The organism is Sanguibacter sp. TS_SC_8 (assembly GCF_055361235.1).
In genome coordinates this window covers 1176119-1189452 of the sequence record NZ_CM143955.1, presented here as the reverse complement: position 1 = coordinate 1189452, position 13334 = coordinate 1176119, and the positions used below count along the sequence as shown (strand labels likewise).

The 13334-nt window shown below is 71.8% G+C and carries 8 protein-coding genes; 3 read left to right on the top strand and 5 right to left on the bottom strand.

Annotated features, from left to right (window positions below):
- The first annotated feature begins 196 nt into the window (after window positions 1-196).
- The 3 genes from ACWA15_RS05215 (at window position 197) to ACWA15_RS05205 (ending at window position 4929) form a co-directional block, all read left to right on the top strand.
- Window positions 197-1798 carry a hypothetical protein gene (locus tag ACWA15_RS05215; RefSeq protein ID WP_464058380.1) on the top strand — a complete coding sequence of 534 codons (1602 nt, stop codon included), beginning with the start codon at window positions 197-199 and terminating at the stop codon, window positions 1796-1798.
- Window positions 1799-1881: 83 nt separating this feature from the next.
- Window positions 1882-3192 (top strand): Na+/H+ antiporter NhaA, encoded by a 1311-nt coding sequence (gene nhaA, locus ACWA15_RS05210; protein ID WP_464058379.1) that lies wholly within the window; start codon window positions 1882-1884, stop codon window positions 3190-3192.
- Between the two features lie 9 nt (window positions 3193-3201).
- Window positions 3202-4929 (top strand): alpha/beta hydrolase, encoded by a 1728-nt coding sequence (locus ACWA15_RS05205; RefSeq protein ID WP_464058378.1) that lies wholly within the window; start codon window positions 3202-3204, stop codon window positions 4927-4929.
- Between the two features lie 543 nt (window positions 4930-5472).
- On the opposite strand, the gene ACWA15_RS05200 is transcribed toward ACWA15_RS05205, so the two are convergent.
- Genes ACWA15_RS05200 through kdpA form a run of 5 tightly spaced genes read right to left on the bottom strand, consistent with a single transcriptional unit; the run spans window position 5473 to window position 13334 of the window.
- Complete coding sequence (locus ACWA15_RS05200) at window positions 5473-6195, bottom strand: response regulator (RefSeq protein WP_464058377.1); 723 nt, start codon at window positions 6193-6195, stop codon at window positions 5473-5475.
- Window positions 6192-8777: a DUF4118 domain-containing protein gene (locus tag ACWA15_RS05195; protein WP_464058376.1), complete on the bottom strand. Its 2586-nt coding sequence runs from the start codon at window positions 8775-8777 to the stop codon at window positions 6192-6194. Before ACWA15_RS05195 ends, ACWA15_RS05200 begins: the two co-directional genes overlap by 4 nt.
- Before the next feature lie 9 nt (window positions 8778-8786).
- Entirely contained in the window at window positions 8787-9494 is a 708-nt protein-coding gene (gene kdpC, locus ACWA15_RS05190) for a potassium-transporting ATPase subunit KdpC (protein ID WP_464058375.1), read from the bottom strand.
- Window position 9495: 1 nt separating this feature from the next.
- Window positions 9496-11673, bottom strand: a complete 2178-nt coding sequence (gene kdpB, locus ACWA15_RS05185; RefSeq protein WP_464058374.1) for a potassium-transporting ATPase subunit KdpB — start codon at window positions 11671-11673, stop codon at window positions 9496-9498.
- Window positions 11670-13334 (bottom strand): potassium-transporting ATPase subunit KdpA, encoded by a 1665-nt coding sequence (kdpA, locus tag ACWA15_RS05180; protein ID WP_464058373.1) that lies wholly within the window; start codon window positions 13332-13334, stop codon window positions 11670-11672. The genes kdpB and kdpA overlap by 4 nt, the downstream gene beginning before the upstream one ends.

The window sequence follows — 13334 nt, the reverse complement described above, 5'->3', positions numbered from 1 at the left end:
CGCACTTCACAATCATGGTCCCGTATTGCTACGCTTGCTGTGCATTTACTTAAGACTTTGAGTTTCAGATAGAGCGTGCGAGTCGGACCAATGGCGGTCCGTCCCACGCTCTCTCGCCCCGACAGTCCCTACCAGCCTGGCGCTGCGCCAGGCTGTCCACACGCGCGCCGCATACCTGGCGCGAGACAGGACTCCGATGAGCTCGCACGCGACCGCCCCCGAACCTGCCCGACTCCCCCGGCTCCCCTTCTTCACCGGGGTCTCGATGATCCTGCTCGCCCTCGTGGCGATCGGGCTCGTCGTCTACCTCCAGATCTTCAACACGAAGGTGCACAACGCCTCGATCAAGCTCAACGACGGCTCCACCCTGGTGGCGGCCGGCGCGCGCGAGCTCGCCACCGGATCAGGCAGCGCGGCCACGGGCGCCGGCGAGCTCGCGACCGGGGCCGAGACGCTCGAGGCCGGCGCCTCCGACGTCGCCGAGGGCGCGACCACCGTCTCCGACGGCGCCGCCACGCTCTCCGAGGGCGCACTCGCCCTCCAGACCGGCACGACAACCCTGGAGACGGGGGCCCAGGACCTCGAGGACGGAGCGACCAAGGTCGCCACCGGCGCGTCCAGCGCAGCGACCGGCGCGCAGCAGCTCAAGGTCGGCGCGGCGTCCCTGAGCACCGGGGCCGGCACGCTGTCGACCAAGACCGGTGAGCTCCGTGACTCCGTCGCGATCCTGGCCGGCAAGCTCCCGGCCCTGGACACCGGGGCCGGTTCCATCAGGGACGGCGCCAAGACCGTCTCCGACGGTGTCACCAGCGTGAAGAAGAACGTCGAGGCCATCAGCGCAGGTCTGGGCCAGATCGCCGCGGCCGTGTCGACGGCACCTCCGGGCGCGACGTCGCTCCTGGGCGCCGCCGACGCCGTCGGGGCAGGGGCGGGGTCCCTGGCCACCCAGCTCACCACCTTCGAGGCCACCATCGAGGCGTTGCGCACGAAGCTCGCCGACGGCGGCACCGTGACCGACGCGGAGCTGGCGGCTCTGTCCACCGGGGCGGCAAACCTGTCGACCGCGGCGACCAGCCTCCAGGCCGCCGTGACCGACTCGACCCCCGGCGCGGCGCCGATGAGCCTCTCGGACGGCCTCCTCGTCATGCAGGCCGCGATCGCCGGCGTCTCCACGAGCGCCGGGACTCTGGCGACCGGGATGACGCCTCTTGTCACCGGCGCCACCACCCTGCACACCGGGGCCACCACGCTCAAGGACGGAACCGCCGCCCTCGCCCTCACCGGGCCCGCGCTCGCCGAGGGCACGACGCTCATCGCCGCCGGGGCGAGCACCCTCAAGGACGGAGCGGCGAAGGTCGCCACGGGGGCGTCGACCCTGGCCACCGGGACCCAGCTGCTGGCCACCGGGACCACGACCCTGGCCACCGGGACCGGCACGCTCTCCGAGGGTGCCACCGCCCTGAGCACCGGAGCCGGCACCCTGGCGACGGGATCGCAGACGCTGGCCACCGGAGCGCAGACCTTGGCCACCGGCGCCGGCGACCTCAGTGACGGCTTGGTCACCCTGGCCGATGGCGCGACCACCCTGGCCGACGGCACGACCGCGATCGCCGAGGGGGCCAGTGCCGTCGGCGGTGGGACCAGCAAGGTCTCCGAGGGCACCCACCAGCTCCAGACCGACGTCGAGAACGGCCCCACGCTCACCCTCGCCGTCATGGGAGCCGCCCTCGCGGTCCTCGGGCTGGTCGTGGGCATCGTCGCCGTCGGGGTCGGGATGCGTCGACGACCCGGCGCATAACGTACGGTTGACCCAGAGGTTGAACCCTTGGTGTGCCGGGAAGGCTGGTCGGCGTTCTCGTCGTCGACCCCTTTGGGAGAAGCATGACCACCGCGCCCGACCACAACACCCCAGGCCCTGACAGCAGTGTCGGCACCACACCCTCCGCAGGCCAACGGCTCAGGACGTGGGTCACCCGTGAGACCACGGGTGGCCTGCTCCTGATCATCGCCGCGGCCGCGGCCCTCCTCTGGGCGAACTCCCCCTGGCGTGAGGCGTACGCGAGCCTGTCCCAGCTGACCTTCGGCCCGGCGGCGCTGCACCTCGACCTCACGCTCGCCCAGTGGGCCGCGGACGGTCTGCTGGCGATCTTCTTCTTCGTCGTCGGGCTCGAGCTCAAGCACGAGTTCGTCGCCGGATCGTTGCGCCAGCCGCGACAGGCCGGCGTCCCGATCCTCGCTGCCGTCGGCGGCATGATCATCCCCGCGGCCCTGTTCGTCGCCGTGCTTCACCTCACCGGCGACACGACCGCGATCGACGGGTGGGCGATCCCCACCGCGACCGACATCGCCTTCGCCCTCGCCGTCCTCGCCGTCTTCGGGCGCGGTCTGCCGACCGCGATCCGCACCTTCCTGCTCACCCTTGCCGTGGTCGACGACCTGCTCGCCATCGTCGTGATCGCGGTGTTCTACACCGACAGCCTCTCCGTGCTCCCGTTGGGGCTCGCCGTGGCGGCGCTCATCCTGTTCCGGGTGCTCGTGACGGCCCGCACGGTCCACGGCTGGATGCTGCTCCCGCTGGCCGTGGTGATCTGGGCGCTCGTGCACGCCTCGGGGATCCACGCGACGGTAGCCGGCGTCGTCATGGGCTTCCTCGTCCCGGCGGCCCTCGTCCACGGCGAGCGTGAGCCGCGCACGCACACCTTCGAGCACGTCTGGGGTCCCATCTCCTCCGGCATCGCGCTGCCGGTCTTCGCCTTCTTCGCCGCTGGGGTCTCCCTCGTCGACGACGGTGTGCTCGGTGTCCTCAGCCAGGGCGTCGCGGTCGCGATCATGGTCGCGCTCGTCGCCGGCAAGTGCCTCGGTGTGCTGGGCACCACCTGGCTGCTGACCCGGCTCACGCCGCTGCGGCTCGCGCCCGGGATCGGGCTGCGTGACCTGCTCCCGGTGAGCCTGCTGGCCGGGATCGGCTTCACCGTCTCGCTCCTCATCACCGAGCTGTCCTTCCCGCCCGACTCGGTCCACGCCCACGCCGCGAAGGCTGCCGTGCTGGCCGCGTCGGTCATCGCCGCGACCCTGGCTGCGCTCACCCTGCGCGCGGACGCGCGGCGCAAGCGGGACGCCGACATGAACGAGGACGGCCTGCCCGACGACATCACCGAGTTCATCGGTGACGGAGAGCACACCAGCCACTAGAGTCGCAACATGGAGCGAATCGGTCATCTCATGGCTCGGCTCGGTGCGGCCCTGCGCCGCTACGGCCACACCTTCTCCCCGAGCGGGCTGACCGTGGCGCTCATCTTCTACTGCGTGTCCATGACGCCGTCCCTCATCCCCCGAACGTGGCTCTACCAGGGGCTGCTCACGGGGCTCTCGGTGGTCGGCGGCTACGCGGTCGGCGCTCTGGCGGGGTGGGTGCTGCGCCGGTTGGGCTTCGCTGCGCCGTGGCCGGCGCAGGTGACCCGGGTGGCGTGGTGGGCCTTGGCCGGGGCCACCCTCGTCCTCATCCCCTGGTTCCTCGTGCTCGGCGCCAGCTGGCAGAGCGAGCTGCGCAGGCTCTTCGGCATGGACCCGTCCGCCGCGATCCACTCGATCAAGCTGCTCGCGCTCGCCCTCGTGCTGGCGCTGCTCGTGCTGCAGATCGGTCGTGGACTGCGCTGGTGCAGCCGCAAGGCTGCCACCCTGCTCGGTCGGTGGATCCCACCGCACGTGGCCAAGCTCGTCGCGGCGGTCGCGGTCACGGTCCTCACGGTGACCGTGGTCAACGGCGCGCTCGTCGACGGCGCCCTGGCCGCGCTCCGCTCGGTCTACGCCCGGGTCGACGAGGCCACCCCGCCCGGCGCGGTCGAACCCGTCGCCGCCGAGCGCTCCGGCTCCCCCGGTTCCCTCTCGTCCTGGGACTCCCTCGGCAACCAGGGCCGCGGCTTCGTCTCCGGCGGGCCGACGCTCGAGGAGATCACCGACTTCGTCGCCGGCGGCGACGTCGTCGACCCGGCCGACGTCATGGAGCCCATCCGGGTCTACGCGGGGCTCGACTCCGTGGACTCCGCCGGCTCGGAGGACGCACTCACGGCCGCGGCCGACCTCGTGGTCGCCGAGCTCGACCGGACGAACGCCTGGGACCGGGAGATCCTCGTGGTCACCACGACGACGGGCACCGGCTGGGTGGACCCGAGCATGTCCGAGGCGCTCGAGTACATGCACGGTGGCAACTCCGCGATCGCCGCCATGCAGTACTCCTACCTGCCGAGCTGGATCAGCATCCTCTCCGACCGCGAGACGCCGCCGGCCGCCGGCAAGGCGCTCTATGAGGCCGTGTTCGAGGCGTGGTCGGCCAAGCCCGCCGACGACCGACCTTTCCTGATGGCCTACGGCCTGTCCCTGGGGTCCTTCGGCGCCCAGGGCGCGTTCAGCGGGTTGCAGGACATGAGCGCCCGCACCGACGGCGCGCTCTTCGTCGGCACCCCGAGCTTCACCCCGAACTGGCGGCACTTCACCGACAACCGCGACCCCGGCACCCTCGAGTACAGCCCCGTCTTCGATTCTGGCCGTCAGGTCCGGTTCGGGACCGAGGTGGACAGCGCCGCCAACGTCTGGGACCTGCCCGGTGACTGGCAGACCCCCCGCGTCGTCTACATCCAGCACGCCTCGGACGCGGTCATGTGGTGGTCGATGGACCTGCTCTGGCGCGAGGCCGACTGGATCTCCGAGCCCGGACCGGACCGGATGGAGATGACCTGGGTGCCGATCGTCACGTTCTGGCAGGTCACCTTCGACATGTTCGTCGCGGCCGACGTCCCCTCGGGCCACGGCCACGACTACCGCCAGGCCTACGTCGACGGTTTGTCCGCCCTGGGCGCTCCGGCGGCGTGGACCCCGGCAGAGACGACCCGGCTGCGGGAGCTGATGGGCCCGCAGGAGACGGGGGGCTGAGGCGGTCCAGCCCCCCCCAGAGCTGGCCCTCTGCGCGCCCACCCGCACCCATCCGCCTCCATCCGCGCCCCCCATCCGCTGAGTGCGGTCAAACGGCTGCCGAATGTCCGGTGTGGGCAGCCATCTGACTGCACTCAGCGGCGTGCGCTCCGGGTCAGGCTGGGGCGGAGGTGAACAACACGGGGTCGCTCCGCACATGTGCACCGACTGGTCCGTGCGCGACGCCGTCGATGCAGACCAGGACAGTCCACATCGAGAACATCCACACCCGGCATCCGAACCAGACGAAGTAGCACCTCAGTACCCGCGCGGAAGGTCCCCCCTCGCGACGGTACTTTCGGACCCTTTCCGTCCATACGGTGCGTGTATTCGTCTACGGGGCGTGCGATCAACCGCACGTTCCGTAGACAAGAGCACGCACCGTACAAAGGCTGCGGCGGCGCCCCCACCCCGCACCCCCTGAGTGCGGGCACATGGCTGGACAAACCGGGCATCGGGCAGCCGTTTGGCCGCACTCAGCGGAAGGGACGCAGCCCCCACGGGTCAGGGCTCGAAGAGGTAGCCCATGCCGGGTTGGGTGATGATGTGGCGCGGGGCGGAGGGGTCGGCCTCGAGCTTGCGGCGCAGCTGGGCGGTGTAGACACGCAGGTAGTGGGTCTCGGCCGAGTACGCCGGTCCCCACACCTCGTGCAGCAGCTGCACCCGCCCGACCATCCGGCCGCGGTTGCGCACCAGCACCTCGAGCAGCGACCACTCCGTCGGGCTGAGCCGCACGTCCTTGCCCAGGCGCTGCACGCGCCGTCGGGCGAGGTCGATGGTGAGGTCACCGGCGACGACGACCGGCTCGGCGAGCTCCGCGCCCTCGACCGGGGCGGCCCGGCGCACCGCCGCGCGCAGCCGCGCGAGCAGCTCGTTCATCGCGAACGGTTTGGTGACGTAGTCGTCGGCACCGGCGTCCAGGGCGTCGACCTTGTCGTCGCCGAGCTGGCGTGCGGAGAGCACGACGATCGGGACCCGGCTCCAGCCGCGGATCCCCGCGATGACCTCGAGCCCGCTCATGTCGGGCAGGCCGAGGTCGAGCACGACGACGTCGGGCTGCCCGGTCGCTGCGGCGTCGAGCGCGTGGGCGCCGTCGGACGCGGTGGTCACCACCCAGCCGTGCGCGCGCAGGTTGATGGCGAGCGCACGGACCAGGCCAGCGTCGTCGTCGACCACGAGGACCCTGTGGCCGGCGACCGTGGACCCGCCGCCCGGGGTTGGGCTCACTGCTGCACCTCGTTCTCGACAGGCTCGGTCGACGTCGCCAGCGGCGCCGTCGGGACGGTCATGACCATCGTCAGCCCTCCCCCCGGTGTGTCGTCGACGACCAACGTAGCGCCCACCGCCCCGGCGAGGCCGTGCGCCACGGCGAGACCGAGCCCCAGACCTTCTGGGGACGTGTCCCCGAGCCGCTGGAACGGCTCGAACATCCGCTCCTTGCGCGCCTGGTCCAGGCCCGGGCCGCGGTCGACCACCCGCACCTCGACCTCGCCGGGCCGGGCGGAGGCGGTGATCCGCACGGGGACCCCCGGCGGGGAGAAGCGCACCGCGTTCGCGGTGATGTTGGCGACCACGCGCTCGAGAAGCCCGGGATCGGTGAGCACGAGCGGCAGGTTGTCGGGCACGTCCATGACGACCTCGCCGGGCGTGAAGGGCTCGAGGGCGAAAGGCACCACCTCGTCGACCGAGACCGCCCGGATCATCGGGCGCACGCTGCCCATCTGGATCCGGGACAGGTCGAGCAGGTTGGCGATGAGGCGTTCCAGGCGGGTGGTCGACTCCGCGATGGTCTCCAGGAGCGCCGTCCGGTCGTCCTCGTCGACCTGGACGTCGGGGGCGCTCAGCCCGTCGATCGCCGCGCGGATCGAGGCGAGCGGGGTGCGCAGGTCGTGCGAGACGGAGGCGAGCAGCGCGGTGCGGGTCGCGTCCGCCTGCTCGAGCACCGCAGCCGCCGCGCCCTGCTCTCGCAGGCGCCGGTACTCCAGCACGAGACCGGCCTGTGCGGCGAACGCCTCGAGGACCTGCTGGTCGCTCGCCGGCAGCACCCGCTCGACGACGAGGCGCCGGTCCGGGGAGATGGCCACGACCGTCGTCGGCTCGGCAGGCTCGCCCCGGCCGCCCCGGTCGCGGCCTGCGCCGCCCGGGGCGGGCCGGTTCGCCTGGGCGAGCACGGTCCAGGCCTCCCCCGGTCCGGTGCGCTCCTCGAGCCGGACCTCGGGCACGGAGAAGGTCTCGGCCAGCCGGGACACCACAGCCTGGGCGGTGTCCTCCCCCGACATGACCGACCGGGACAGGGACGCCAGCGTCGTGGCTTCCGCCCGTGACCGGGATGCCTGGACGGTGCGTCGCGCGGCGAGGTCGACGACCGAGGCGACCGCCGCGGCCACGACGACGAAGACCGTCAGGGCGATGAGGTTGTCCGGGTCGGCGACGGTGAGCCGGCCGGTGGGCTCGGTGAAGAACCAGTTGACGCAGACGAAGGAGACGAGCGCCGCCACGACCGCCGGCCACAGTCCGCCCACGATCGCCACCCCGACCATCCCGGCGAGGAAGAGCATGAGCTCGGTCGTCAGGGACACGGCGTCGCGCTGGAGCCAGAACACCGCGGTGAGCACCGCGGGGACGACGAACGCGAGCGCCCACCCGGTGACCAGCCGCGGCCGGGACAGCGCCGACCAGCGTGCGCGCAGCAACGTGCCGGCACGCGCCCGCTCGTGGGTGACCAGGTGCACGTCGATCGTCCCGGCGAGCTGGGCCATCTGGGTGCTCGAGGAACCGAGCAGCGCCTCGCGCACCCGGGAGTGCCGGGAGACGCCGACGACGATCATCGTCGCGTTGACGCCCTGGGCGAAGTCGACGACCGCGCTCGGGATGTCCTCCCCGACCACGGTGTGGAACGTGCCGCCGAGCGCCTCGACGAGCGCGCGGTCTGCGGCGACGGCCGCGGCGGGGACGCTGGGCAGCCCGTCGGTGGCCAGCACGTGCACGGCCAGCAGCTCCGACCCGGCCGCCCGCTGGGCGATCCGCGCCCCGCGCCGCAGCAGCGTCTCCCCTTCCGGTCCTCCGGTGACGGCCACGACGATGCGTTCGCGCGCGGGCCAGGTGCCCTCGATCGCGTGGTCGCTGCGGTAGCGGGCGAGGTCGTCGTCGACGCTGTCGGCGAGCCAGAGCAGGGCGAGCTCGCGCAGCGCCGTGAGGTTCCCGACCCGGAAGTAGGAGGACAACGAGGCGTCGATCTGCTCGGCGCGGTAGACGTTGCCGTGCGCGAGGCGCCGGCGCAGCGCGTCCGGGGAGAGGTCGACGAGCTGGATCTGGTCGGCGCTGCGCACCACCTGGTCCGGGACGGTCTCGCGCTGGCGCACCCCGGTGATCGTCTCGACGTCACCGCTGAGAGACTCCAGGTGCTGGATGTTCACCGTGGTCACCACGTCGATGCCGGCGGCGAGGAGGTCCTCGACGTCCTGCCACCGCTTGGCGTGGCGCGACCCGGGGGCGTTGGTGTGGGCGAGCTCGTCGACGAGGGCCACCTCAGGGTTGCGCGCCAGGACCGCCGCGGTGTCCATCTCGCCGAGCGTGGTGCCGCGGTAGGTGATCATCGCGCGCGGCACGACCTCCAGGTCGGCGATCTGGGCGTGGGTGCCCTCGCGCCCGTGCGTCTCGACCAGCCCGACGACGACGTCGGTCCCCCGCGCGCGACGTCGTCGTGCCTCCCCGAGCATCGAGAAGGTCTTGCCCACCCCCGGGGCGGCTCCCAGGTACACCGTCAGCCGTCCTGGGCGCCGCCCTTGCGGCGAGGATCGATCAGACATCTGCGTCGCTCATGAGGACATCTTCTCAAGCGGAGCGGAGTCCTCGAGCGCAAGGTTCAGCTCGAGGACGTTGACCCGAGGCTCGCCGAGGACACCGAAGGTGCGCTCCTGGGTGTGCTCGTCGACCAGGGCGAGGACCGCCGCCCGGTCGAGCCCGCGGGCCTGGGCGACCCGGCTCACCTGCTGGGCCGCAGATTCCGGGGAGATGTGCGGGTCCAGACCGGAGGCCGAGGCGGTGAGCGCGTCGGGCGGCACCTCGCCGGAGGGGGTGCCGTCCGCCGCGGAGACCTCGGCTCGGCGGTCCTCGATCTGCGCGACGAGCTCGGGGTTGAGCGGCCCGAGGTTGGATCCGCCCGAGGCGAGGGTGTCGTAGCCCTCGCCCGCCGCGGACGGGCGGGGGTGGAACCACTCCTCCCCGGTGAACAGCTGACCGACGAGCGCAGAGCCCACCACGGGTTCCCCGGTCACGGCCCCGCTCGAGCGGGAGTCTGCGTGGCTGCCGTCGGCCCGCAGCAGGGACCCGTTGGCCTGCCAGCGCAGCCCCACCTGCCCGACGGCGTAGACCGTCACCGGGTAGAGCACGCCGAGCAGCACGGTCAGGACGAGCAGCACCCGCAGCCCGGCCATCGTCTGCCGGCCGAGGGCGAGTGCACCGCGGCGCAGCCCGAGCGACCGCTGCCCCGCCGGGCGGACGGAGGAGGTGATGTTGTGAGCCATGTCAGCCGATCCCGGGAAGAAGTGAGGTGAGCAGGTCGATGAGCTTGATCCCGACGAACGGGGCCACCAGGCCGCCGAGCCCGTAGACGAGCAGGTTGCGGCGCAGCAGCGCGGACGCGGCGACCGGGCGGTAGCGCACCCCGCGCAGGGACAGCGGGATGAGCGCGACGATGATCAGGGCGTTGAAGATCACCGCGGAGAGGATCGCGGACTCCGGGCTGGACAGGCCCATGATGTTGAGCACCTCCAGCTGGGGGAATCCGACCATGAACATCGCCGGCAGGATCGCGAAGTACTTCGCGATGTCGTTGGCGATCGAGAAGGTCGTCAGTGCGCCGCGGGTGATGAGCAGCTGCTTGCCGATCCGGACGATCTCGATGAGCTTGGTCGGGTCGGAGTCGAGGTCGACCATGTTGCCGGCCTCCTTGGCGGCCGACGTGCCGGTGTTCATCGCGACGCCGACGTCGGCCTGGGCGAGGGCGGGTGCGTCGTTCGTGCCGTCCCCGGCCATCGCCACGAGCCGCCCGCCGGCCTGCTCGCGCCGGATGAGCGCCAGCTTGTCCTCCGGTGTCGCCTCCGCGAGCACGTCGTCGACCCCGGCCTCGGCGCCGATGGCGTGGGCGGTGATCGTGTTGTCGCCGGTGACCATGATCGTGCGGATGCCCATGGCTCGTAGCTCGTCGAAGCGCTCCCGCAGGCCCTCCTTGACGACGTCCTTGAGGTGGATGACGCCGAGCACCTTGGCCGGTTCGCTCCCGCGCTGCTGGGCGACGACCAGCGGCGTGCCGCCCGTCATGGACACGCCGTCGACGAGGGTCTCGATCTGGTCGGGGGTGGTGCCGCCGGTCGAGTGCACCCAGCGCGCGACGGTGCTTGCTGCGCCCTTGCGGATGTGCAGGACGTCCGCGCCGTCAGTGCCGTCCGCGCCGTCCGCGCCGGGCAGGTCGATCCCGGACATCCGGGTGTGCGCGGAGAACGGGACCATCTCGGCCCCGGCGGGCAGGGCGACCGGCTGGGCGCCGGGACCGGTGAACCGCTCGTCGACGAGCACGACGACGCTGCGCCCCTCGGGGGTCTCGTCGGCGAGGGAGGCGAGGCGGGCGGCGCCGGCCAGCTCCTCGGTGGTCGCGCCCGTCGCCACCAGCAGGTCGGTGGCCCGGCGATTGCCGTAGGTGATCGTCCCGGTCTTGTCCAGCAAGAGCGTGTCGACGTCGCCGGCAGCCTCCACGGCCCGCCCGGACATGGCCAGGACGTTGCGCTGGACGAGGCGGTCCATGCCCGCGATGCCGATCGCGGAGAGCAGCGCCCCGATCGTGGTGGGGATGAGGCAGACCAGCAGCGCCACCAGGACGAGCAGCGACTGGGGTGAGCCGGAGTAGATCGCGAAGGGCTGCAGCGTGACCACGGCCAGCAAGAAGATGATGGTCAAGGTCGTGAGCAGGATGTTCAGCGCGATCTCGTTGGGGGTGCGCTGCCGCTCGGATCCTTCGACGAGAGCGATCATCCGGTCGACGAAGGTCGACCCGGCCGGTGCGGAGATCCGGATCGCGATCGTGTCCGAGAGCACCACGGTGCCCCCCGTCACCGCGGACCGGTCACCACCGGACTCGCGGATCACCGGGGCGGACTCCCCCGTGATCGCCGACTCGTCGACCGAGGCGGCACCTTCCACGACGTCGCCGTCGCCGGGGATGGTCTCCCCGGCCGAGACGAGCACGACGTCGCCCACCGCGAGGGTGGAGGACGGCACGTCCTCGGTCGCCATCCGCGTGTAGGCCGCGGTGTCCGACGCCGTGGTGCCCGACGGCGTAGTGCCCGCCGGGATCACCTTCCGCGCCGTCGTCTGCTTCTGCGTCGCGCGCAGGCTCGACGCCTGCGCCTTGCCGCGGCTCTCGGCGATGGACTCTGCGAGGGTCGCGAACACCACGGTGGCCCACAGCCAGGTCGTGATGAGAACCGCGAAGAGCGACGGATCGGTGATCGCCAGGGCGGTGGTCCCGACGGCGCCGACCTCGACGACGAAGAGGACCGGTGAGGACACCATCTCCGTCGGGTTGAGCTTGCGCAGCGCGCCGGGCAGCGCGCCGCGCACCTGCGCCCAGCTCAGGGCGGCGGCGGTGGCGCTGCGCGCATGGGTGGTCGGCGATGCCTCGACGCTGGTCAGCGTAGGTGCGCTCATGTCAGGGACTCCACAATCGGACCGAGGGAGAGGACAGGGATGAAGGTCAGGCCGACGACGACGACGGTCACCGCGGCGACGAGGGCGACGAACAGCGGCTGGTGCGTGGGAAGCGTGCCGGCGGTGGCCGGCGTCGTGCGCTGGCTGGCGAAGCGGCCCGCGAGGGCGAGCACCAGGGCGATCGGGATGAAGCGGCCGGCGAGCATGGCGACGCCGAGCAGCGTGTTGTAGAAGGGTGTGGCCACGCTCAGCCCGGCGAAGGCGGACCCGTTGTTGTTGCTCGCCGAGGTGAAGGCGTAGAGGACCTCCGACAGGCCGTGCGGACCGACCTCCTGGATCCCGGCCTGGCCGGCCGGCGTCGCGACGGCGAGCGCCGTCCCGACGAGGACCAGCAGCGGCATGGTGAGCATGTACAGCGCGACGAGGGTCATCTCCTGTCGGCCGATCTTCTTGCCCAGGTACTCCGGGGTGCGTCCGACCATGAGCCCGGCGACGAAGACCGCGACGATCGCGACCATGAGCAGCCCGTACAGGCCGGTGCCGACGCCGCCGGGGGCGACCTCGCCGAGCAGCATGCCGAAGATCGCGACTCCGCCGCCCGGGGCGGTCAGAGAGTCGTGCATGGAGTTGACCGCGCCGGTCGAGGTGCCGGTGGTCGCGGCCGCGAAGAGTGCGGACCCGGCGGTGCCGAAGCGCAGCTCCTTGCCTTCCAGCGCACCGCCGGCGGCACGAGCCGCAGCACCCGCTCCGGACATCTCGGCCCAGGTGAGCAGTGCGAGGGCGGCCAGCCACAGGGAGGCCATGACGGAGAGGATCGCCCAGCCCTGGCGCTTGTCGCCCACCATGATGCCGAAGGTGCGTGGCAGCGTGAACGGGATGAGCAGGATGAGGAAGATCTCGATGAGGTTGCTCATCGGGGTGGGGTTCTCGAAGGGATGAGCGGAGTTGGCGTTGAAGAAGCCGCCGCCGTTCGTTCCGAGCTCCTTGATGGCCTCCTGGGAGGCGACGGGGCCGCCGAGCACGTGCTGGCTCGCCCCGGTGACGGTCTGGACGGCGGTGTGGGGGTCGAAGTTCTGGATCACGCCGGTGGCGAGCAGCGCGATCGCGGCGACGAAGGCCATCGGCAGGAGCACCCGGACGCAGGTGCGGGTGAGGTCGGACCAGAAGTTGCCGACTCGCCCGTCGGTGCCCGAGCGCTGGAACCCGCGGATCAGGGCGATGGCCACGGAGATGCCCACGGCCGCGGAGACGAAGTTCTGGACCGCGAGCCCGGCCATCTGGAAGACGTGGCCTGCGGCGGCCTCACCGGAGTACCACTGCCAGTTCGTGTTGGTCACGAAGGAGACCGCGGTGTTCCAGGCTCCCGCGGGGTCGAAGGCGCTCACCCCGAGGTTCATCGGCAGGTGCTGCTGGAGCCGGCCGAGGGCGTAGAGGACGAGCACCGAGGCCATCGAGAAGCCGAGCACGGAGAAGAGGTAGGAGCTCCACTTCTGGTCGGCGTCGGCGTCGACCCGCATGAGACGGTAGCCGGCGCGCTCGAGGCGCAGGTGCCTCGGGCTCGTGTACACCCGGGCGAGGTAGGCACCCAGGGGCAGGTGCACCGCCGCGAGGGCGATGAGGAGGACGGAGATCTGGCCGACGGCCAGCCACGGTGAGCTCAT